This window comes from Bacteroides parvus, assembly GCF_017309675.2.
Lineage (GTDB): Bacteria > Bacteroidota > Bacteroidia > Bacteroidales > Bacteroidaceae > Bacteroides > Bacteroides uniformis.
The window spans coordinates 13,182-36,765 of record NZ_CP084680.1 but is presented as its reverse complement, the minus strand read 5'-3'; the positions used below and the strand labels follow the sequence as shown (position 1 = coordinate 36,765).

Annotated in this window: 17 protein-coding genes and 3 pseudogenes; 11 read left to right on the top strand and 9 right to left on the bottom strand. The window is 47.6% G+C overall.

Translation table 11 applies throughout. The features are described from left to right. Positions 1-91 precede the first annotated feature (91 nt). From JXR92_RS00145 to JXR92_RS00135, 3 genes are all read left to right on the top strand, one after another. Positions 92-2,098: a glycoside hydrolase family 127 protein gene (locus JXR92_RS00145; RefSeq protein WP_117599974.1), complete on the top strand. Its 2,007-nt coding sequence runs from the start codon at positions 92-94 to the stop codon at positions 2,096-2,098. A 77-nt stretch (positions 2,099-2,175) separates the two neighbouring features. Then, the gene (locus JXR92_RS00140) at positions 2,176-4,104 is read left to right on the top strand and encodes an alpha-L-arabinofuranosidase C-terminal domain-containing protein (protein WP_119961179.1); all 1,929 of its coding nucleotides are present in this window, start codon (positions 2,176-2,178) and stop codon (positions 4,102-4,104) included. Between the two features lie 208 nt (positions 4,105-4,312). Then, the gene (locus JXR92_RS00135) at positions 4,313-7,408 is read left to right on the top strand and encodes a glycoside hydrolase family 2 TIM barrel-domain containing protein (RefSeq protein ID WP_117599976.1); all 3,096 of its coding nucleotides are present in this window, start codon (positions 4,313-4,315) and stop codon (positions 7,406-7,408) included. 130 nt (positions 7,409-7,538) lie between these two features. Here the strand turns inward: JXR92_RS00135 and JXR92_RS00130 are convergent, their stop codons facing one another. Next, positions 7,539-8,111, bottom strand: a complete 573-nt coding sequence (locus tag JXR92_RS00130) for a DNA-3-methyladenine glycosylase I (protein ID WP_138344967.1) — start codon at positions 8,109-8,111, stop codon at positions 7,539-7,541. A gap of 128 nt (positions 8,112-8,239) precedes the next feature. Between JXR92_RS00130 and JXR92_RS17505 the strand changes: the two are divergent. Both JXR92_RS17505 and JXR92_RS00125 read left to right on the top strand, forming a co-directional pair. Next, positions 8,240-8,339, top strand: a pseudogene (locus JXR92_RS17505) (mannonate dehydratase); the annotation flags it as partial. An 18-nt stretch (positions 8,340-8,357) separates the two neighbouring features. Continuing rightward, a pseudogene (locus JXR92_RS00125) lies at positions 8,358-8,697 on the top strand (mannonate dehydratase); the annotation flags it as partial. Between the two features lie 94 nt (positions 8,698-8,791). On the opposite strand, the pseudogene JXR92_RS00120 reads toward JXR92_RS00125, so the two are convergent. Beyond that, positions 8,792-12,111: pseudogene (locus JXR92_RS00120) on the bottom strand (beta-galactosidase). Positions 12,112-12,422: 311 nt separating this feature from the next. Between JXR92_RS00120 and JXR92_RS00110 the strand changes: the two are divergent. The 3 genes from JXR92_RS00110 (at position 12,423) to rprY (ending at position 17,131) form a co-directional block, all read left to right on the top strand. After that, entirely contained in the window at positions 12,423-14,579 is a 2,157-nt protein-coding gene (locus JXR92_RS00110) for an elongation factor G (protein ID WP_117599978.1), read from the top strand. Positions 14,580-14,879: 300 nt separating this feature from the next. Further along, a complete protein-coding gene (locus JXR92_RS00105) occupies positions 14,880-16,424 on the top strand; it encodes a sensor histidine kinase (protein WP_117599979.1) in 1,545 nt (514 codons plus the stop codon). A gap of 5 nt (positions 16,425-16,429) precedes the next feature. Further along, complete coding sequence (gene rprY / locus JXR92_RS00100) at positions 16,430-17,131, top strand: response regulator transcription factor RprY (protein ID WP_005830176.1); 702 nt, start codon at positions 16,430-16,432, stop codon at positions 17,129-17,131. A 96-nt stretch (positions 17,132-17,227) separates the two neighbouring features. On the opposite strand, the gene JXR92_RS00095 is transcribed toward rprY, so the two are convergent. Then, the gene (locus JXR92_RS00095; RefSeq protein WP_165491355.1) at positions 17,228-17,404 is read right to left on the bottom strand and encodes a hypothetical protein; all 177 of its coding nucleotides are present in this window, start codon (positions 17,402-17,404) and stop codon (positions 17,228-17,230) included. 199 nt (positions 17,405-17,603) lie between these two features. Continuing rightward, positions 17,604-18,050 carry a MarR family winged helix-turn-helix transcriptional regulator gene (locus JXR92_RS00090; RefSeq protein ID WP_005830183.1) on the bottom strand — a complete coding sequence of 149 codons (447 nt, stop codon included), beginning with the start codon at positions 18,048-18,050 and terminating at the stop codon, positions 17,604-17,606. 159 nt (positions 18,051-18,209) lie between these two features. Between JXR92_RS00090 and rpsF the strand changes: the two genes are divergently transcribed. From rpsF to rplI, 3 genes are read left to right on the top strand one after another with little or no spacing between them, the layout of a single operon-like run. Next, positions 18,210-18,554 (top strand): 30S ribosomal protein S6, encoded by a 345-nt coding sequence (rpsF, locus tag JXR92_RS00085; protein WP_025832522.1) that lies wholly within the window; start codon positions 18,210-18,212, stop codon positions 18,552-18,554. 2 nt (positions 18,555-18,556) lie between these two features. Further along, positions 18,557-18,829, top strand: coding sequence for a 30S ribosomal protein S18 (gene rpsR, locus JXR92_RS00080; RefSeq protein ID WP_004288442.1), 273 nt, complete (start codon positions 18,557-18,559; stop codon positions 18,827-18,829). 15 nt (positions 18,830-18,844) lie between these two features. Next, the gene (rplI, locus tag JXR92_RS00075) at positions 18,845-19,294 is read left to right on the top strand and encodes a 50S ribosomal protein L9 (RefSeq protein ID WP_025832525.1); all 450 of its coding nucleotides are present in this window, start codon (positions 18,845-18,847) and stop codon (positions 19,292-19,294) included. Between the two features lie 81 nt (positions 19,295-19,375). On the opposite strand, the gene JXR92_RS00070 is transcribed toward rplI, so the two are convergent. From JXR92_RS00070 to JXR92_RS00050, 5 genes are all read right to left on the bottom strand, one after another. Further along, positions 19,376-20,092 (bottom strand): hypothetical protein, encoded by a 717-nt coding sequence (locus JXR92_RS00070; protein ID WP_138344969.1) that lies wholly within the window; start codon positions 20,090-20,092, stop codon positions 19,376-19,378. Between the two features lie 18 nt (positions 20,093-20,110). Continuing rightward, entirely contained in the window at positions 20,111-20,812 is a 702-nt protein-coding gene (locus tag JXR92_RS00065; protein WP_117599981.1) for a hypothetical protein, read from the bottom strand. 109 nt (positions 20,813-20,921) lie between these two features. After that, positions 20,922-21,167, bottom strand: a complete 246-nt coding sequence (locus tag JXR92_RS00060; RefSeq protein ID WP_005830186.1) for an RNA recognition motif domain-containing protein — start codon at positions 21,165-21,167, stop codon at positions 20,922-20,924. Positions 21,168-21,500: 333 nt separating this feature from the next. Next, positions 21,501-21,713, bottom strand: coding sequence for a hypothetical protein (locus JXR92_RS00055; RefSeq protein WP_005833237.1), 213 nt, complete (start codon positions 21,711-21,713; stop codon positions 21,501-21,503). 157 nt (positions 21,714-21,870) lie between these two features. Further along, a complete protein-coding gene (locus JXR92_RS00050; protein ID WP_117599982.1) occupies positions 21,871-23,544 on the bottom strand; it encodes a long-chain fatty acid--CoA ligase in 1,674 nt (557 codons plus the stop codon). Between the last annotated feature and the right edge of the window lie 40 nt (positions 23,545-23,584).

Genomic DNA, 23,584 nt, shown 5'->3' with positions numbered 1-23,584 from the left:
GAAATTCTGTGCTTTTGTGGCTCTGTGTTGAAATTAAAAAATCCGTGTAATTCCGTGCCTGAAAACATAATAACTCAATACCTTAAAAGATATGAAGCAATTATTGACATTGGCATTTGTTGCAGCCATAGCCGGCAATGCATCGGCACAAAAGCAGCAGTCTTTGCATTCGGGTTATCCCATCGACCCGGTGCCTTTCACTTCGGTCAAGGTGACCGACAGTTTCTGGGGACAACGCTTGAAGGCAAACCGTGAGGTAACCATTCCGCTGGCTTTCGGCAAATGCGAGGAGACGGGACGCTATGAGAACTTTGTGAAAGCGGCTCATCCCAGTGACGAATATAAGGTGGAGGGCTTTTCCTTCGATGATACGGATGTCTATAAGACGATTGAAGGGGCAAGCTATTCCTTGCAGACTTACCCGGACAAGAAACTGGAAAAATATATCGACAGCGTGCTCGTCATCGTTGCCGCTGCCCAAGAGCCGGACGGATACCTCTATACGGCCCGCACGATGAACCCGAAACATCCGCACAACTGGTCGGGGCCGGAGCGCTGGTCGGAGGTGGAGAATCTGAGCCACGAGTTCTATAATCTGGGACACATGGTGGAAGGGGCTGTGGCCTATTACCAAGCTACTGGCAAGCGGAATTTTCTGGATATAGCCATCCGTTATGCCGATTGTGTATGCAAGAATATCGGCGAAGGTCCCGGACAGAAGCGTGTGATTCCCGGACACCAGATTGCTGAAATGGCATTGGTGCGCCTCTATATGGTGACGGGCGATAAGAAATACCTCGACCAGGCCAAGTTCTTCCTCGATGCACGCGGTACTACGGCGCGCAAGGATATCTATTTGCAGTCGCACAAGCCCGTGCTGGAGCAGGATGAGGCTGTGGGACATGCCGTGCGCGCAGGCTACATGTACTCGGGCATGGCTGACGTGGCCGCTATCACGGGCGACAGCTCTTATGTCCGTGCCATCGATCGCATTTGGGAGAACATTGTGGGCAAGAAGATATACATTACCGGTGGCATCGGTGCGCGCCATGAGGGTGAAGCCTTCGGCGACAACTATGAACTGCCCAACCTGACGGCCTATAACGAGACGTGCGCCGCCATCGGCAATGTTTATACCAACTACCGTCTGTTCCTGCTGCACGGTGATGCCAAATACTTTGACGTGCTGGAACGTACGCTCTACAACGGTCTGATTTCCGGTGTTTCGCTGGACGGCGGACGGTTCTTCTATCCCAATCCGCTGGCTTGCGACGGGAAGTACCGTTTCAATGCCGACCACACGATTACGCGCCAGCCGTGGTTCGGTTGCGCCTGCTGCCCCAGCAACATCAGCCGCTTCATCCCTTCGCTGCCGGGCTATGTCTATGCGGTGAAGGATGACAAGGTGTATGTCAATCTGTTCCTCTCCAACCGGGCCAAGCTGAAGGTGAACGGGAAGAATGTGGTGCTGGAGCAGGAAACCTCTTATCCCTGGAACGGTGATATCCGCTTGACAGTGGCAAAGGGCAACCAGCCGTTCGTCATGAATGTCCGTATTCCGGGCTGGGTACGCGGAAGTGTGCTACCGGGTGGCTTGTATTCGTATGCCGACGGAGAGGAGCTTGCCTACCGCGTGTCTGTCAACGGTCAGGAGGTGAAGGGAGCACTGCAGAAGGGTTACCTCAGCATCGACCGCCGCTGGAAGAAAGGAGATGTAGTGGAAATTCATTTTGATATGCAGCCGCGTGTGGTGAAGGCCAATGACAAGGTTGCCGCCGACCGTGGCCGTGTGGCCATAGAGTGTGGTCCGCTGGTGTATTGCGCCGAGTGGCCGGACAATGATTTCGATATCTCCACCCTGCTGCTGAACCGGCATCCGAAGTTCCAAGTGGTGGAGCACCCCGACCTGCTGGGCGGTATCAACGAAATTACCACCCGTGCGCAAGCCTTGAGCTATGACGCCACGGGCCGCCTTGCCGCGAAGGATGTGAAGTTGACGTTGATTCCTTATTATGCTTGGGCGCATCGTGGTGAAGGCCGGATGGAAGTGTGGCTGCCGATAGAAGTGGGAGCCGCTTCGGCAGAACTGCAGGAATAAACTATGTATCTGTATCTAAAGATTTTATTATTTTTGTAAACTGTTTCCGTATTACTATAACATTTGACATTACTTATATGAAACAACTGATTACCACCCTTTTATTGTCTTGCGCCTTGGGTGCGCAGGCACAACATGTAATGACCGTTAACGTATCCCGGCCGACAGCCAAGATACAGCCCACGATGTACGGCATCTTCTTCGAAGACATCAACTTCGGTGCCGACGGCGGACTCTACGCTGAACTGGTGAAGAACCGCTCCTTCGAGTTCCCGCAGCCCTTCGTTGGCTGGGTACCCTTTGGCAACGTCACGGTGCAGGACGCCGAGCCCTGCTTCGACCGCAATCCCCACTACGTGCGCATCGTCAACGACGGCCGTCGGCTGCGTGCCGGGCTCGACAACGAAGGTTTCCGTGGCATCGGCCTCAAGCAAGGCGAGGAATACCGTTTCACTGCCTATGCCCGCACTCCCGATGCTCGCCCCATGAAGCTCTCCGTTGAGTTGCTGAACTCCCGCGGCGAGAATCTGTTGACCAAGGAAATCGAAATCAGCGGCAACAGCTGGCAGAAGCAGACCGTCCTCCTCCGCTCCCCCTTCACCGATGCCCACTCGCGTCTGCGCGTGGTGTTGCTGACGGAGGGTACGGTGGACATGGACCACATCTCGCTCTTCCCCGTCAAGACCTGGAAGAACCGAGAGAACGGTCTGCGTGCCGACCTCGCCCAAGCGCTCTATGACCTCAACCCCGGCGTCTTCCGCTTCCCCGGCGGCTGCATCATCGAGGGCAACACCCTTGCCACCCGCTACCAGTGGAAGAACTCCGTGGGCCCGGTGGAGAACCGTCCGCTGAATGAGAACCGCTGGAACTACACCTTCAAGCACAAGGCTTTCCCCGACTATTTCCAAAGTCTGGGTCTGGGCTACTACGAATACTTCCTGCTGAGTGAGGATCTCGGAGCCGAACCGCTTCCCGTTCTCAGTTGCGGCCTCTCCTGCCAGTACGAGAGCAACGAAGTGGTGCCCCTCGACGAGCTCGACCTCTACGTGCAGGATGCCCTCGACCTTATCGAATTCGCCAATGGCCCCGCTACTTCCACCTGGGGAAAGCTGCGTGCCGAGATGGGACATCCGGAGCCGTTCCACCTCAAAATGATTGGCATCGGTAACGAACAGTGGGATAAGGTCTATACCGAGCGTCTGGAAGTCTTTACCAAAGCCATCCGCGCCCACTATCCCGACATCAAGATTGTTGGCTCCTCCGGCCCCAACGCCGATGGTGACAAGTTCGACTACCTCTGGCCCGAGATGAAACGCATCGGTGTGGACCTGGTGGACGAGCACTACTACATGGCCCCCGACTGGTTCTTTGCCAATGCCGCCCGCTATGACAGCTACGACCGCCGCGGCCCCAAAGTCTTTGCCGGCGAGTATGCCTCCCACGACCACCCCACGGGCAAGACCAACAATTTCCTTGCCGCCCTCTCCGAAGCAGCCTTCATGACCGGGCTGGAGCGCAACGCCGACGTGGTGCACCTTGCCACCTACGCCCCGCTCTTTGCCCATGTGGATGCCTGGCAGTGGAATCCGGACCTTATCTGGTTCGACAACCTCCGCATGATGCGCACCCCGAACTATTACGTCCAGCAGATGTATGGAATGAATGCCGGTACCGACGTTCTCCGTCTGCAGATGGACGGCAAGCCGGTGGCTGGGCAAGACAGCCTCTATGCTACGGCCTCCCTTGATGCCCCTACGGGAGAAATTATTCTGAAGCTGGTCAACGCAGGCAGTACCCCGGCCCAAGTGCAAGTTAACTTCAACGGTTTGAGGAAACGCCAACTCATCGGCGGTTCGTGCACGTATCTGCAGAACTGTGACTGGCGTACGGTGAATACCTTGGAACAAGAAGCTCTCGTTCCCCGTATCCGCCCGGTGCAAGTCGGCGCGCAATCCCTCGACTTGGAGCTGCAGCCCCGTTCATTCAGCGTCTACCGCCTGCATTGACATCCCTTTCCGAAAGGTGGAGGGAGATGGCATACAGTTAGTTTTCCCTCCCCTTTCCGGGGCATGAGCCGTGGAAAATTGCTTCCGTGAGCAAATATTCATCCTTTTTGGGCCGATTCTCCTCTTGAAATAGCCCGATTCGCCTTATTTTTGTAACAGCATTCGGAGCATTCCCTATGCTGTTATTACTATTTTTAAACTAATCATCATGAAGAAACATCTTATTACCGGACTGTTTGCAGCCTTGGCCTTGTCTGCCAGCGCACAGTCTTTCAAAGAATGGCTCGACCCTGAGGTCAACGCCGTGAACCGTGCCCCCATGCACACCAACTACTTCGCCTACGAGTCGGCCGATGTCGCCACCCGGGGCTTGAAAGAACAATCGTCCCGTTTCATGACACTGAACGGCATCTGGAAGTTCTTCTGGGTGAAGGATGCCGATGCTCGCCCTACCGACTTCTGGCGTGTGGGCTACAATGACAAAGGTTGGAACGACATCCCCGTCCCCGGCGTGTGGGAACTGAACGGCTTTGGCGATCCTATCTATGTGAATATTGGCTACGCCTGGCGCAACCAGTTCCAGAACAACCCGCCGCAGGTGCCCGTCGAGAACAATCATGTAGGTTCTTACCGCCGTGAGATTACCGTGCCCGCCGACTGGAAGAATAAGGACATCATCGCCCATTTCGGCTCTGTCACCTCCAATATGTATCTGTGGGTGAACGGCCGTTATGTAGGTTATAGTGAAGACAGCAAGCTCGAAGCCGAATTCGACTTGACCCCTTACTTGAAGCCCGGCCAGAAGAATCTGATTGCCTTCCAGGTATTCCGCTGGTGCGACGGTACCTATCTCGAAGACCAGGACTTCTTCCGCTACAGCGGTGTAGGGCGTGATTGCTATCTCTATGCCCGCGACAAGAAACGCATCCAGGATATCCGCGTCACTCCCGACCTGGATGCCGACTACCGCAACGGTTCCTTGAGAGTGCAGCTCGATGTGAAGGGTGGCGGTAACGTCAGCCTTGAACTGCTGGACGCTGCCGGAAAGCAGGTGGCTACAGCTGCTGCCAAAGGCAGTGGCACTGCCCTGATAAATGTGGAGAATCCTCATAAATGGACGGCAGAAACACCCTACTTGTATACCCTGCGTGCCACCCTGCAAGGCAGCAGTGAAGTGATTCCCGTAAAGGTAGGTTTCCGCAAGATAGAACTGAAGGGAGAACAGATACTTGTCAACGGCCAACCCGTCCTCTTCAAGGGCGCCAACCGTCATGAGATGGACCCGGACGGCGGTTATGTCATCTCTCGCGAACGTATGCTGCAGGACATCCAGGTGATGAAGCAGTTCAACTTGAACGCCGTGCGCACCTGCCATTATCCCGACAACAATCTTTGGTATGACCTTTGCGACCAGTACGGTATCTATGTAGTGGCAGAGGCGAATATCGAGTCTCACGGCATGGGCTACGGCGAGCAGACCCTTGCCAAGCGTGATGATTATAGAAAAGCGCACTTGGAACGCAACCAGCGCAACGTGCAGCGCAGTTTCAACCATCCCAGCATCATCTTCTGGTCGCTCGGCAACGAAGCCGGCTATGGTCCTAACTTCGAGGCCGCCTACGATTGGGTGAAAGCCGAAGACCCCAGCCGTGCCTGCCAGTACGAGCAAGCCGGTAAGACAGGCAAGACTGACATTTACTGCCCTATGTACTATGGTTATGAGGGCTGCCGGAAGTATTGTGAGGATGCCTCCATGACGAAACCTCTCATTCAGTGCGAATACGCTCACGCCATGGGCAATTCTGAAGGAGGCTTCAAGGAGTATTGGGATTTGGTTCGCAAGTATCCCAAATACCAAGGCGGCTTTATCTGGGATTTCGTTGACCAGTCTCCCCGTTGGACGGGCAAGAACGGCAAGATGATTTATGCCTACGGCGGCGACTTCAACCGCTTCGATGCCAGTGATGTGAACTTCTGCGATAACGGTCTTATCAGCCCCGACCGTGTGCCCAATCCTCACATGTACGAAGTGGGGCGTATCTATCAGGACATCTGGACTACTCCGGCCGACTTGGAGAACGGTGAAATCAATGTGTTCAACGAGTACTTTTTCCGCGACCTCTCTGCCTATTACATGGAGTGGGAGGTGCTGAAAGGCGGCAAGGCAATTCGTACCGGTCGCGTGGATAATCTGAATATAGCTCCTCGGCAGACAGCCAAGATTAAACTGGATTTGGGCAAGACCTGCCAATGTACCGAATGGCTGCTGAACGTTTCCTATAAGCTGAAGAACCGCGAGGGTCTGCTTCCCGCCGGCCATGTGGTGGCCAAGGACCAGCTGGCACTCAATCCCTACAAGGCTCCTTCCATGGAACTGAAGAACTGCGTGCAGAGCAATGTAGAGGTGGTGGCTCCCCAAGTGCAGGATAACGATTGGAAGTATCTCATCGTTTCAGGTGATGCGTTCCGGGTAGAAATCAACAAGCACAACGGTTACCTGACCAAGTACGAAGTGAACGGACAGAATATGATTAAGGACGGTGAGGCCTTGACGCCCAACTTCTGGCGTGCTCCGACCGACAATGATTTCGGTGCGGGCCTGCAACGCAAGTACATCGTTTGGAAGAATCCGGAAATCAAGTTGACTTCTTTCAACCAGCGTACGGAGAACAATCAGGTCATAGTAGAATCAGCTTACGATATGCCAGGTGTTTCCGCTAAGCTGGCCTTGACGTATGTCATCAACAATGCCGGTGCCATCAAGATAACCCAGAAGCTGATAGCCGACAAAAACGCCAAAGTTTCGAACATGTTCCGTTTCGGTTTGCAGATGCCCATGCCCCGCAGTTTCGAAACAGTCGAATACTACGGACGCGGTCCGGTTGAGAACTATAGCGACCGTAACCATTGCACAGATTTAGGCATCTATCGCCAGAGCGTGACAGAGCAGTTCTATCCTTATATCCGTCCGCAGGAAAACGGAACAAAGACCGATATCCGCTGGTGGAAGATGTTGAATCAGTCTGGCAATGGCATTAAGATTGTGGCCGAAGCCCCCTTCTCCGCATCGGCCTTGCACTATACCATCGAGTCTTTGGACGAGGGTTTGGACAAGCAGCAGGGACACTCGCAAGAAGTGGAAGAGGCTGATTTGACTAATCTCTGTATCGACAAGGTACAAGCTGGTCTGGGTTGTGAGGACAGCTGGGGACGTATTGCGCGTCCGGAGTACCTGGTGCCATACGCTGATTATGAGTTTACGTTCATCCTTTCTCCCGTGCGCCACAGCATCGGAATAGAATAACATTTACTGCGTACTAAACCACTGGTTTCATAACACAGCAGCGGTCGCCCTCCCCATTGGAAAGGCGACCGCTTTGCTATTGATGCTTTGTTTGCTTTTGTATATTTCTTCGTTTATATCATGATACAACTTACCTTTTCCGGCAAATGCAATCTGTCAGATGATCGTTGATAAATCCCGAAGCTTGCAGATGGGCATAGCAGATGGTAGAGCCGAAGAACTTGAATCCCCGTTTTTTCATGTCTTTGCTCATGGTATCTGATTCGGGAGACGATACCGGAATCTCACTCAATGACTGGAAGTGGTTGATAATCGGTGTCCGATCGGGAAAGAAGGATAACGTGTAGTTGTAAAAGCTGCCGAATTCTTTCTGTATGGCAAGAAACAGCCGTGCATTGGTGATGGTCGACTTAATTTTCAGACGGTTTTTCACGATGCCGTCAAAATGCATCAGCCGTTCCACGTCTTCGTCAGTCATTTGCGCCACTTGTGAGGCATCGAAATTGCAAAAGGCTTTGCGGTAGCCTTCCCGCTTTTTGAGGATGGTTATCCAGCTCAGTCCGGCCTGGGCACTTTCCAATACAAGGAACTCGAATAGTGTTTTGTCGTCTGTTACCGGTTTTCCCCACTCTTCATCGTGGTATTTCACATACAGCTCGTCGGTTCCGCACCAGCCGCAACGTCCGTTTATAATGTTTTGCATAAGAGTTATTTTTGTAATGAGATGCTAAGATATTGTTTTCATTGCGAATAAACAAATCTATCTATTCAGAATGGACAGTTTCCATATTCTTTCTTACTTTTGCAAAAAGGTGGTTTGGCAAGAAGGACAAGATAACTCTTGCCAATCTCGGCAAGGCAGGCATCCAGACGGTATGTTACAACCTAATGCCGGTGATTGACTGGATTCGCACGGACTTGCAACATTCCTAGGAAGATGAGACATTTCCTATTCAAGCGTTTGCTGGCGCTATACAAAGGGATAGACTGGGAGGTTTTACGCGAAATATGCGTTATTTCTTGTCTGTCATCATGCAGGTGTGCGAAGAATATGGGATGAATATGTGATACACCCTAATGACCCTCCTTTTCAGGTATTGGGGGTCGCGTATTGTGACAGACGAGGCGGATATTACCTCGATATTGAGGGCAGTGGACAATCCTCATAATGGCCTGACTTTTTATGTCGGTTCATTGGGTACCGGGAACAGAATGATACCCATGAACTGGCAAGGAAGTTTGCCAAGCGTACCCATTTTGTGCATTTGCGCAGTACGAAGGCAATGCCGGCTGTGGTAGACGATGAATTGTACGGAAAATCTGTTTGATTGATTTTTCGTGTAATCCATGTCTAAATAATCTATTAGCGTATGTAAGTCCGACTTAATAGTTGAAAGCCTTGGATTTTACGTAAACCTTGAAGTCTTTGATTCCACCCGGTACCTCGCTTTCCATTCTGGGTAGATATTGTATGCCGGTCAGGGTGCGGGTACTACCCAAGTCAATCACGACAGAATGCGGGTATGGAGTGTCTTTTGTTGTGCTCCAATAGGTTGATTCCTGGAGGTCGAAGATTTTGTCCGCAGAACAGTTGACGTGGGATACGTCTTCGCTGTCGGCATAATTGACAATCCAGGGTTCGCGTGACAGACGTTCCCCATTCTCATCCAGCAGATACATTTCGGCAATGCAAGCCAGGTCTTTTCCATCTTGTGCACTCAAGGCTTCCAGGCAGACATAACGTCCGGTGACGGGTTGGTCGAATTTGCGCTCCTGCCAACCGTTGCCGGGATTGAAGCTGCCGGAGAGGACGGGCTGCTCACCGGACAAGTCGAGATTTTCACCCTCATTGCGGTGTGTCAGCGGTTTGGTAACGAGTAGTTGGTCCAGCAATGGCTCGCTCAGTCCTTCGGACTTAACTTCTTTGGGACCGATGATGTCGAAGACAATCACTTCATTCTCGCCTTTCTTCAACCAGCATCCCGGGATGTAGAGGGTCTGTTGCGGGCCGATTTCCCAAATGCGTCCCATGGCGTGCCCGTTGACGTAGACAAGTCCCTTGCCCCAAGTCTCGAAGTTTAGGAATGTGTCGCTGGGCTTGTTCACCTTAAAGGTGGCACGGTAGCAACCCGGAATGCGTTGTCCTAACTCATCTTTCAGTGAGCCGATGGGCTGGAACTTCATGTTCTTATAGAAATCGTATGTATCTTCGAGATTATAGACTTCCCAATCCTTCAGGTTGCAGGTGAAAGGACGGCCGTCGATGTCTACGGTAAGTTCTACGCTTTGGGTGATACCCTTGAAGTCCTTGATGGCACGTCCAAAGTTGATGCGGCCCATGGCTTCTACCAGAATGTCGAGGCGTGCACCTTTGGGGCAGGCGGGGAATTCCAGTTGCTTTTCACCGTTGCGGCGGTCCAGTTTGCCGATGTATTTGCCATCTAGGAAAACTTGGGCATAATCGTGCGCATCGTTCACAGTGAGCAGGGACGGGGTTTTCATCTCGGGCAGTGTGGTGCGGTAGAGAATACTTCCGAATCCCTGGTTATATTCCTCCATGGTACGGATATTGCAGTCTTTCTTGGCAGCAGGAAGATTGTCGAACAAAGGAGCCATCTCTGTAAATTGGAAAGACGGAATACGGATGGGCTTGATTAAAGCGGGAACTTTAGCCTGCTTCTCGCCGTTCATGTATTTGGACAATGCTTTTCGCAATTCCCAGTATTTGGGAGTGGTCTGTCCCGATTCGCTGATGGGGGCGTCGTAGTCGTAAGAGGTTACGTCGGGGGCGAATCCGGGTGAGTTGGCTCCTGCCCAGTGTCCCCAGTTGGTCCCTCCGTGGGTCATGTAGAGGCTGAAGGAGATGCCTTTGGACAACATCTCGTCAATGCCGGCAATCATGTCGGCAGCCGGACGGGTTTCGTGGTTGGCTCCCCACTTGTCGAACCAGCCGCTCCAGAATTCGGAGCACATCAGCGGGCTATCAGGACGGAGTTTCTTCAGCGGTGCAAACTGTTGGTCGATGTTGGCTCCTGTACCGAAGTTCATGGTCCATACCAGGTCGTGGAGTCCGTTCTTGGTGAAGTTGGACGCCCAGTCGCATTGAAACAGTGCTACGCCGGGGTAATTGGCGCGTACGATGTCGCGGATTTGCGATACGTAACTTTTGTCTTCCCCGTAGGAGCCGTATTCGTTCTCTACTTGTACCATGATGATGGGACCTCCGTTCTGTATGGTCATGTCGGCTACCTGCTCGGCAACGGCTTTTTCAAAGATGCCTACACGTTCTATGAAGTAAGGGTCGGATTCGCGCAGGCGTATGTCCTTCTTCTTGAGCAACCACCAGGGCAGTCCGCCCATTTCCCATTCGGCACAGACATAGGGCCCTGGGCGCAGGATGACATACATATCGTTCTGCTGGCACAAGCGGCAGAATTCTGCCAAGTCATTCTGCCCGGTGAAGTCGAATACACCCGGCTGAGACTCATGAGAGTTCCAGAAGACGTAGAGGCAGACTGTGTTCATGCCCAGTGCTTTGCACATTTTGATGCGTTGGTCCCAATAGGCCTTGGGGATGCGTGGATAGTGCAGTTCTGCGGCTTTGAGACAAACGGCTTGCCGTTCAATAGGAATGTTCCTTTGCCGGCAGAGAAGTCGCCTTGTCCTTCCCATTGGGTACGCGGGTCCCAGCTGTCGCGCCAGGGTATCGTGATTGTTCCGTCCTTGCCGAATTCAAGCGGGAGCCATACGTAGCGCGAGTCCTCAAGGTCTTTCTTTTTCCAGCGGTCGAACATGGCAATGTAGGCATTTCCTTTTCCGTATATTTGCTGCACGTAAGTGCTTTGTGCATAGAAGGTCTTGTCTGCATCAGGACCGGTACATGGATTGCCGATGGTAGTCCATTGCCCCATGATGGAGTCGGCTACAGCCAGCTCGGCAACATTGGGATCCCAGCCGGTACAACCGGAAGAGAGCATATAGTATTTGCCGTTATACTTGAATACGGCGGGTGCTTCGCGGCTTTGCTTCACGAAATTGCGTGTATAGCGACCAGTGGGCTTCAGGTAGTCATCCGTTAGCTCGCTTATATATAAGGTAGCGTTGTTTTCCGAAGAGTAGAACTGATATGCCTTGCCGTTATCATCAATGAACACTGTTTGGTCGCGGCTCATCGCACCGTTGGGACGGAAGCTGCCTACATAGGTGAATGTTCCGGTAGGAGAATCGCTGACCGCTACGCCGGCACATGCCTTACTGTAGTCAGCACTTTCCACATGCGCCCACATGACGAATTTCTTTGTCTTCTCGTTGTAAATCACTTTGGGACGTTCCAGCACCTTGCTGGGGTGCAGGTCGTGTTTCTCGTCGTCTTTCACGGCAGGAAGTACAATACCCTCGAACTTCCAGTTCAGCAGGTCTTTCGAAGAGTAGCAGCTGACACCGGTTACGTCGGTGCGGTAGCATTCCCACGTAGCCCATTCGGGCAGGATGGTTTCTCCTTTTTTGTATTCGCCATACCAATAGTAGGTTCCTTCGTGGTAAAGAAGGCCGCCGCCATGGGCGTTGATGGGATTGCCGTCGGTGTCTTTCCATACTTCCCCTGGTATGATTGCGGCATTTTTCGTTTGTGCTTTTGTTTTTGCAGATGGCAGGCAGCAAAGGCAGGCCAGCAATGCAAAACTCCAAATAATTTTCCTTTTCATTTAAGAATTCGGTATTAGATAATTAATAAATCGTTTATGTTTTGGGCAAAGATATGCGAAAGTTGAGAAATGGAGGGTATGTAAATGTGTCAAAAAGGAGAGATTAGAGCTATAATCTCTCCTTTTTGTGATGTTTTTCTGTCTTTTCTATTTGGTTTGCACTTGTTTCTTAAGTTATAGGTAGGGGGTATTGTGTTTTATAACATGCTTCCCGATGTTGCTTTTCTTTGAATTAATGCCTAATTTGCGCCTCACAAAAAGTTAACGGCATCATCGTATGTCAGGTTATTCACTTAAAATCTTAATATATCATGAAAGTATATCAGACGAATGAAATTAAGAACATTGCCCTCCTTGGCAATGACGGCTCGGGTAAAACCACTCTCACAGAAGCGCTGCTCTTTGAGAGTGGTATTATAAAACGTCGCGGCAGAATTACTGCCAAGAATACAGTCAGCGATTACTTCCCGGTGGAACAGGAATACGGTTATTCTGTGTTTTCCACCGTTTTCCATGTGGAGTGGAACGGTAAGAAACTGAATATCATTGACTGTCCGGGTAGTGATGACTTTGTAGGAGCTGCCATGACGGCGCTCAACGTTACTGATACTGCCATACTGCTGCTGAACGGACAATACGGTCCTGAGGTAGGTACGCAGAACCATTTCCGCTATACCGAGAAACTGGGCAAACCGGTTATTTTCCTGGTAAACCAGCTCGATAATGAAAAGTGCGATTATGACATGGTACTTGAGCAGTTGCAAACCATATACGGTCCGAAGGTGGTGCCCGTGCAATATCCGCTGGCTACCGGACCGAATTTTAATTCGTTGATTGATGTACTTTTGATGAAAAAATATTCGTGGGGACCCGAAGGTGGCGCTCCCACTATTGAAGAGATTCCGGCCGAAGAAATGGAAAAGGCTACAGAGATGCACAAGGCTTTGGTAGAAGCTGCAGCCGAACATGACGAAGGCCTTATGGAAAAATTCTTTGAGCAGGACTCTTTGACAGAAGACGAAATGCGCGAAGGTATCCGCAAGGGACTGGCTTCACGCGGTATGTTCCCAGTATTCTGTGTCTGTGCCGGTAAGGATATGGGTGTACGCCGTCTGATGGAATTCCTGGGTAATGTGGTGCCGTTTGTGGACGAAATGCCACCGGTGCACAATACACGCGGTGAGGTGGTGAAGCCGGATTCTGACGGACCGACTTCCTTGTATTTCTTCAAGACTGCCGTTGAACCGCATATCGGTGATGTCCAGTATTTCAAGGTTATGAGTGGCAAGGTGCACGAAGGTGATGACTTCACCAATGCAGACCGTGGTTCCAAAGAACGCATTGCGCAGATTTATGCTTGTGCCGGTGCCAACCGTATCAAGGTAGAGGAAATGGTAGCCGGTGACATCGGCTGTACGGTGAAACTGAAGGACGTACATACCGGTAATACATTGAACGGTAAGGGCTCTGAAAACCGTTTCAACTTCATTAAATATCCGAACTCCAAATATTCACGTGCTATCAAGCCGCTGAACGAGTCGGATACGGAAAAGATGATGGTTGCTTTGAACCGTATGCGCGAGGAAGACCCGACGTGGGTGATAGACCAGTCTAAAGAATTGCGTCAGACTATTGTACACGGGCAAGGTGAATTCCATTTGCGTACCTTGAAGTGGCGTCTGGAAAACAACGAGAAACTACAAGTCAAGTTTGAAGAACCGAGAATACCGTATCGTGAAACGATTACGAAAGCTGCCCGTGCGGATTATCGTCATAAGAAACAGTCGGGTGGTGCAGGCCAGTTCGGTGAGGTCCACCTGATTGTTGAGCCTTACTACGAAGGTATGCCGTTGCCCGAAACCTATAAATTCAATGGTCAGGAGTTCAAGATGAACGTCAAGGGTACCGAAGACGTTCCATTGGAATGGGGTGGCAAGCTGGTATTTGTCAATAGTATTGTGGGTGGTTCCATTGACGCACGTTTCATGCCGGCCATCTTGAAGGGTATCATGTCACGTATGGAGCAGGGACCGTTGACCGGTTCGTATGCCCGTGATGTACGTGTCATCGTATATGACGGAAAGATGCACCCGGTTGACTCCAATGAAATTTCCTTTATGCTGGCAGGACGGAACGCGTTCAGCGAAGCGTTCAAGAATGCAGGCCCGAAGATTCTGGAACCCATTTATGACGTGGAGGTATTTGTTCCGTCGGACAAGATGGGTGATGTGATGGGTGACTTGCAGGGACGCCGTGCCATGATTATGGGTATGAGCAGCGAGGCCGGTTACGAAAAATTGAGTGCCAAAGTACCTTTGAAGGAAATGTCATCCTACTCTACGGCACTTAGTTCACTGACCGGTGGACGTGCTTCGTTCATCATGAAGTTTGCCAGCTATGAACTCGTCCCGAGTGATGTGCAGGATAAACTGATTAAGGAATTTGAGGCTAAGCAAGCTGAAGAATGACTTTCAGGAGTTGGTAGTTTGGCTGTTGTAACTACCGGCTGCTAATATAACAATTGTTAAAGCCGTTGTTACTTCATGGCAAGTAATGACGGCTTTTTTCATTAACGTAGATTAAGAACATGTGGAATTGTGAATTGAATGATTAATTTTTTATTAAATTTGCAAACCAAAGACTTGTGTTTTTGTTATAATGCTCATAATACAACCTAAAAAATGGTCTTCGGTTAATTTACGAGAACGTCCGGTTAAATCAGGTTAATTGGTTAGGAGTGTTAATTAGGGAGTGTTAATTTTGTGACTATGAAAAAGTCAACTATATGGATATTAGGTGTTGTTATGGGTCTTTCCTTCCTCAGTTTGCTGTATTTGCAGATTGGCTATATTGAGGAGATGGTGAAGATGCGTAACGGACAATTTGAGGAGGCGGTGAAACGTGCGTTGATGGCTGCTTCGAAAGAGGCGGAGTCCGCGGAGGTTGTGCGTTGGCTGAATGAGGATATCTCCGAGGCGGAAAAGAAAGCATGGGAGCAATCGCAAAGCAGTAGCGGAGTGATGCGGACCCAGCGGTTTGTGATGACAGCTCCGGATGGCAGTGTCCGTTCTTCGGTGGAATTGAAGACTTTCAGCAATGAGCCTTCTGAATTGCCAAGAGCAATGATTTCACGCAAACATGGGGTAAAAACAATTCCCCAGACTTCACGCTCGCAGATAGAGATGCTTAAAAATCGCTATCTTTACCAGCGTGCATTGGTAGATGAGGTTGTGTTGCAGATGGTATATAATGCCAGTGACAAGCCGATTGAAGAGCGTGTTAATTTCAAAAGTCTGGACCAGTATCTTAAAGCTGGTCTGATAGAAAATGGTCTCGGTGATATGGACTATCATTTTAAGGTGATAGACCGGGAGGGTAGAGAAGTATACCGTTGTTCGGATTATAGTGATGTTGGGAGTGAAAGTTCTTATTCGCAGCCATTGTTTTTGAATGATCCGCCTGCCCGTATGAGTATCGTCAAGATACATTTTCCGGGAAAGAAGGATTATATCTTTGATTCGGTCAGGTTTATGATACCGTCGATGATATTTACTTTTGTACTGCTGGTGACGTTCATCTTTACGATTTACATCGTATTCCGCCAGAAAAAACTGACGGAGATGAAGAATGATTTCATCAACAATATGACGCATGAATTCAAAACACCGATTTCAACGATTTCGTTGGCGGCGCAAATGTTGAAAGATCCGGCTGTGGGCAAGTCTCCGGCCATGTTCCAGCATATATCGGGTGTTATAAACGATGAGACGAAGCGTTTGAGATTCCAGGTTGAGAAAGTGCTTCAGATGTCAATGTTTGACCGCCAGAAGGCTACATTGAAGATGAAGGAACTGGATGCTAATGAACTGATAACAGGTGTTATCAATACGTTTACGCTGAAAGTGGAGCGTTATAATGGAAAGATTGAATCGGAGCTTGAAGCTACAGATCCCGTGATCTTTGCTGATGAGATGCATATCACTAATGTGATTTTCAACCTCATGGATAATGCGGTGAAGTATAAACGTCCGGATGCGGATTTGCAATTGACGGTGAAGACCTGGAATGAGCCGGGCAAACTGATGATTTCCATCCAAGATAACGGCATCGGCATCAAAAAGGAGAATTTGAAAAAGATATTCGAGAAGTTCTATCGCGTGCATACAGGTAATCTGCACGATGTGAAAGGCTTCGGCTTGGGACTGGCTTATGTGAAGAAGATTATCATGGATCATAAGGGAACTATCCGAGCAGAAAGTGAACTGAACGTAGGAACTAAATTTATTATTGCATTACCTTTATTAAAAAATTGATTGATATGGACGAGAAACTGCGTATTTTATTGTGCGAAGATGATGAAAATCTTGGCATGCTTTTGAGAGAATATTTACAGGCAAAAGGTTACGCCGCCGAGTTATATCCCGATGGAGAGGCAGGATACAAGGCTTTCCTGAAGAATAAATATGACTTGTGTGTATTTGATGTGATGATGCCGAAGAAAGACGGATTCACACTGGCGCAGGAAGTGCGTGCGGCCAACGCCGAAATTCCAATTATCTTCTTGACGGCAAAGACGTTGAAGGAAGATATTTTGGAAGGTTTCAAGATTGGTGCCGATGACTACATCACCAAGCCCTTCAGTATGGAAGAACTGACTTTCAGAATTGAAGCTATTCTAAGACGCGTTCGCGGAAAGAAGAACAAGGAGAGCAACATCTATAAGATTGGTAAGTTTACATTCGATACGCAGAAACAGATTCTGGCGACTGCTGAGAAGCAGACCAAACTGACCACCAAGGAATCTGAACTGCTGGGTTTGCTTTGTGCACATGCCAATGAAATCTTGCAGCGTGATTTTGCATTGAAGACTATCTGGATTGATGACAACTATTTCAATGCACGTAGTATGGATGTATATATCACGAAGTTGCGTAAGCATCTGAAAGAAGATGATTCAATTGAAATCATCAATATTCACGGAAAGGGATATAAACTGATTACTCCGGAGGCTGAGTCTTGATGAGACTTGGCTTGGGAGGAAGAGAAGAAGAGAAAATAAAGAAGGCGGTCTTGCATGTATATGCAAACCGCCTTCTTTATTTCTTTCCTTTTGATATTAGTCGGCAATTCTCTTGTTGATGACAATGTAGGAAATCAATCCCACTACAACCAAAACGGCAGAACTGCCCAAGATGGCATTGTTGTTAACATTGCCGGTAAAAGAACATGCAACCAGGATTACAGCTCCTATTACGACTAATATCAATCCCAGATTTTTTAATAAACCTTTCATGTGTGTGTATTTTAATTAGATTATTATATTCTTTCGTATTCTTGTCACAAAGAAAAGCATAATTCTTTAACAAGCGAAATTATTTTTGCAAAAAATCCATATTTTAATAAAGAATGGAGAATGAGGAATGAAAAATGAAGCTTCATCCCCTTTTTTCTCCTCCCTTAATCTCTAATCCTTAAGCCCTAATCCCTATATCTTAGTCCTTGGTATTGAAGAAAATCTTTCTCAGTACCTCCTGGCTCACACTGAGCTCTTCGATGGTGATGCCTTTCAAGGCTTCTTTGAGGGTCTGGTTGGCAATGACGCGCGCACGTTCTTCCAGTTCCTTGCCGTCCTTGGTCAAATGTATCAGATTGGTGCGGCGATCTTTCTTGTCCGATATGCGCACGACGAGATGCTGACGCTCCATATTGTCTATTAAGCGCGTCATGCTGGGCTTGTCTTTGAAAGTTGCATTACACAACTCTTGTTGTGTCACCCCGTCCTTTTCCCATAAGAAGATGAGGACAGTCCACTGTTCCGGAGTAATCTCCAGACCGTTCTGACGGAAGTTACGGGACAGTTTGCGGTTAATGGCAGCCGACACTTTGCCGTTCAGTATGGCAAAGATAAGGCGGATATCAAAGTTAAATTGCTCTATCATGAAATTATTGTTTAAACAACTTTGCAAAGATAAGGCAAGCTGAAGACAATTCCTATATCCCTACACAAAAAAACATTAAATGTTTGTAGTTCAAAATAAAATGTCTACCTTTGCACCGCATTTTTAAAACGAATAATTTATTTATTTAATTAAACGAGTATGAATCAATACGAAACCGTTTTCATTTTGACTCCCGTTTTGTCTGATGTTCAGATGAAGGAAGCGGTAGAGAAATTCAAAGGCATCCTTACTGCTGAAGGTGCTGAGATTGTAAATGAAGAAAACTGGGGACTGAAGAAGCTGGCATATCCTATCCAGAAGAAGTCAACCGGTTTCTATCAGCTGATTGAGTTCAATGCAGAACCTACTGTCATTGAAAAATTGGAAGTAAACTTCCGTCGTGACGAGCGCGTTATCCGTTTCTTGACTTTCAAACAAGACAAGTACGCTGCTGAATATGCTGCGAAGAGAAGAAGTGTTAAATCAACTAAAAAGGAGGATTAATCATGGCACAACAAGTTCAATCAGAAATCAGATATTTAACTCCACCCTCAGTAGACGTTAAGAAGAAAAAATACTGCCGTTTCAAGAAGAGCGGTATTAAGTACATTGACTACAAAGATCCTGAATTCTTGAAGAAATTCTTGAATGAGCAAGGTAAAATCCTTCCGCGTCGTATTACCGGTACTTCTTTGAAGTTCCAACGTCGTGTAGCTCAAGCTGTGAAGAGAGCACGTCACTTGGCGTTGCTGCCCTATGTAACTGACATGATGAAATAATAGGAGGAGGAAAGTATGGAAATTATATTGAAAGAAGACATCGTAAACTTGGGTTATAAGAACGACATCGTAACAGTAAAGTCTGGCTACGGTCGTAACTACCTCATCCCGACCGGTAAAGCTGTTATCGCTTCACCGGCTGCAAAGAAAATGTTGGCTGAAGAGTTGAAACAACGTGCTCACAAGCTGGAGAAAATCAAAAAGGATGCTGAAGAACTGGCTGCTAAGCTGGAAGGTGTATCATTGAAGATTGCTACTAAGGTTAGCTCCACTGGTACTATTTTCGGTTCTGTTGGTAACATCCAGATTGCTGAAGAGCTGGCTAAATTGGGTCACAATATCGATCGTAAGATTATCGTTGTGAAGGATGCTGTGAAAGAAGTTGGCAACTACAAGGCTATCGTTAAGTTGCACAAGGAAGTTTCTGTAGAAGTTCCTTTTGAGGTGGTTGCTGAAGAAGCATAAATAAGTACGCTATAAATAGAAAGCCCGATTTCTTTGTATAAGAAATGGGGCTTTTTGTTTGTTTGAATCGCAAATTGGCCACTATTTGTAGAACTCGTCAATGGCAGATGCCGTTTCATCAATCTGCTTGATAAATCTGTTGTACATACGGGTTGGACTGTCATGGGTGAAATATATCTGCTGAATTAACTGGATTCCTTCCGGAAATTTAAAGAAAAAAGTCCATTCTTCTGCTGTTGAGTAATCTGCATCATTGGTCAAGAATTTTTGTACCTCCGGTTTATTGATTAATTTATCAACCTTCTTTTGCTTTATTTCCATAAATGAATTAAAGGTTTCATAGGAGCCTTTTATTGCATTGTATGTTTTAATGATTTGAGTCGCAAGTTCCTTGTCTCTGATGGCAGACATGAGCGAGGACGTTTTAAGCATTTCCATTGCATCGTTAATGTAAATGAAGGTCTGTGTCTGAAAGGGTAAATTCCCATATTTCTCTAAAGAGTCGGGTGCTGCCTTTGCAATGTTTTCCTTGTGCTGAAGCAGATATGAAGCTCCTTGTTTTTCAAATTCTTCTCTTTCCATCATCTGTGTCATGTATCCCCGGTTGAGTAACATCTCATTTTTGACCAGTAATAGTGCATCCTTAAGTTCTTTCTGTTTTTTATGTTCTTCAATGAGGTTACTGCCGGTAAAGGTCAGTAAGATGCCTAATACAACTGCTGTGAAGTTACAGATAAAATCTCCCAATCGCCTTTTAACGGTGGGGCAGACAAAGATTTTTTTCAGCTTGTTTTTCATAAGTATGTGATTGAGATTTTATTGGTTGTATTCTTCATCAATGGCTGCAATGACTTTGTCTATTGCTTTCAAATGATTTTGGTAAATATCAGTACTTTGTATTTGGGGGATTTGCTGTATGAGAGCGACTCCTTCTGGATATTTGAAGTAGAAATTCCAATCAATATAGTTGGTGGAATTCATTCTTTTTTTGACATCGGGGACTTTCATCAACTCTTCCAGGCAACGCTGTTTTATGTTGCCGTATGAATCGAAAGCGCTTTGGCTGTTCCTGACTATAGCGTAGGCGGTCAAAATTTGCACAGTCAGTTCTTTGTTTTTGATTTTGGGAATGAGGCCGGAAGCTTTGAGCATTTCCAATGCGTCGTACATTGCATTAAAAGAAATGCTTTGGAAGGGTAATCTATCATATTTTTGTAAAGAATCCGGGTCGGCCTCCTGTATTCTACCTTTGTATTCCAATAGATATAAGGCGCCTTTTTGTTCCAGTTCTACTAATTCTTTTATATATGCTATATCTTCACGGTTCGTTTGCAATTCACTTTTTACCAATAGTATGGATTCCTTCACTTCTTTTTGGGCATTGTGTTCTGTAATCCAGTCGCTTCCTGCAAAGGTGATGATAATACCCAATATGACAGCAAGAAAGTTACGGAAGAAGTCTCCAAATTTATATTCAGTGCTTATTTGTTTTGCTTTTTCTATCAGTTTTGTTTTCATGTTTTTTTGAACGTATGTTTTATCAAAGATAAAGGAAAAATGCAAATAACAAAGAAGGGGCATATCTTATTATTAAGATATGCCCTTGCTTATTGTCAGTCAATAATTTTTAGTTTCTTGGCAATGCTTCTTTTACTACCATCTGGCGGCCTACATATTCTGCTCCATTCAGTTTGTTGATTGCTTGTTGGGCTTCAGCAGCTTCGGGCATCTCTACGAAGGCAAAACCTTTTGATCTGTTTGTATTACGGTCCATAATCAGTTTTACTGATTCTACTGTTCCATACTCTTCCATTACTTGTCTCAAATCTGATTCCCTAACGTTGTAGCTAAGGTTTCCAATGTACATATTCATAAAATACAAAAATAAAAAATTAATAATTCAATAAAGGAGTCTTAGGAAGTTGTAGTCAGAAATGAAAATTCTCAATGTGGTTAATCGAGGAGAGACATAATGAAACGCAGATCGTAATAAACCTCTTATTGTTTTGTTGATGCAAAGTAACGTTTTTTATTTGGTATATGCACTATACTTTATCATTTATCTGCCATATTATACCCTTTTTTGTGAAATAAGACCAAGACTTAACAATTGGAAGGGAAAAGAATGAGAGGATAGGGCATAAAAAAAGTCTGGTGTGCTTGTATGCACGTCAGACTTTCAATTCTCTCGAGTGTTGTACTGAAATTATTCAGCTACAACAGCTGCGCTATCTACTGCTACAGTGTCAGCTGCTGCGGCTGCTGCTGCGGCTTCAGCTGCTGCTGCTTCTACAGCTGCGATTGAGTCAGCGATACGGATAGAATCTGCAGTTGCTTGTTCAGCGTTAGCTGCTTTATTGCCACAAGATGCGAAAGATACTGCTACGATAGCTGCAGCCATCAAAACTAATTTTTTCATTTTCTTTACTTTTAAAACGTAATACAATCAATTGCTTTATTAAAACGTTGCAAAGGTATGTACTTTTTGAATATGTTGTTCTCGAAACCCCAACTTTTTTTATATTTTTTTTGGAGCTTCGGCTGTTTTTATCCCTATCTATATGTTTTACAACATATTAATCTTCGGCAATGCTGTTGTATAAGTATCTCTTGATACTTCTTTTGGGCGTTTTCTCAAATTCTGTTGGATAAAGTTGGATTTGGCTTACTTTTTCATAGGCTGCCACACTATTATTCAGATTTTTGAGATTCTCATCCATAATGGTTTTGAGGTTGTCCGGCTGGTTCAACCCTAAAGAATCCAAGGCTTCATAGTCGGCATAAACCAGTGCCACCAGTCTTTTATTCCGTTCGATGACAAGACTTTCCAGGACGAAAGGCATGTTGTTGAGCCGTGCTTCTATCTCTTCGGGGAAGATATTCTGTCCACTGGAACTGAGAATCATGGTCTTGCTGCGTCCGCGTATGTATAGGTTGTTGTCGTCGTCCAGTGTACCCAAGTCGCCGGTGCGAAGCCATCCGTCTTCGGTGAAGACTTCTTTGGTGGCTTCGGGGTTTTTGTAATAACCCGTCATCACGTTCTCGCCACGTACTTGTATTTCGCCGAGTTTGTCGTCCGGGTTTTCCTTGCAGATACGGGCTTCCATGATGTCGAGTACCCGTCCGGAGGAAGTCGGGACGAATTCATTCCAGGGAGCATAGCTGATGAGAGGGGCACATTCAGTCATGCCGTAGCCGATGGTGAAGGGGAACTTGATGCGGTGGAAGAATTCTTCCACTTCCGGGTTCATGGCTGCGCCTCCTATGATGACTTCCTTGAAACGTCCGCCCAGTGCGTCAATCAGTTTCTTGCGGATTTGCCCGTATATCTGTCCGTCGAGCAAGGGAATGCTGAGCGCCCATTTCATGGTCTTTTTGTTGATGATGGGCTGTATGACATTCTTGTATATCTTTTCAATGACAAGGGGGACGGTGATAATCAGGTTGGGTTTCACTTCCTCGAAAGCTTTCATCAGAATCTTTGGGGAAGGCACTTTTCCCAACAGTGTGACGTGTGTGCCGACGGCCGTGGCGGTAAGGAAATCGAATGCGCAGCCGTATGCATGTGCCAAAGGCAGGAAAGAGAGCACTTTGTCCCCTTTCTTCAGCAGCTCGGTACGTATACCGAAGGTGACGTTGCCGGCCAGGTTGTTTCCCGTCAGCATGACGCCCTTACTGAATCCGGTGGTGCCCGAGGTATAATTCAGCAGCATGACCTTGTCGTTGGAAAGGTCCGTGTAAACGATGTCTTCCTTGCGGAACCCGTTCGGGTAGGTCGCTTCCATTTCATCGCCCAGATGCTTGAGGAAACGCTGGATGGTTTCGCCGTCCCGCTGATACAGACAGCGGAAGTCGCTCAGCGAGAACACACCGCGAATTCCGGTAAGCCGTTCTTCTTCCAGATGTTCCCAAATGGCATCGCTGGTGAAGAGGAACGTCGATTCGGAGTGGTTTACGATATGATGGACATCATTGGGGTTGAAGTCTTGCAGAATGGGGACTACGATACCGCCGTAGGTGATGGTGGCCATATAGGCGATGCACCAGCGGGCATTGTTCTTGCCGATGACGGCTATCTTGTCGCCGCGGCGCAGTTGGCAGTACTTGAAAATAAGGTGCAGTCTGGCTATTTCTTGTGCCACTTCGCCATAAGTATAGCTCTCGTTTTCTCCATAGTTGGTATAGCAGGGGAGGTCCCAATTCTCGCGGAAACTATGCTCGTATAGTTTGATAAAGTTCTCTTGTATCATTGCACAAATTTTAGTTGAGTGTGCAAAAGTAGGAAAAATA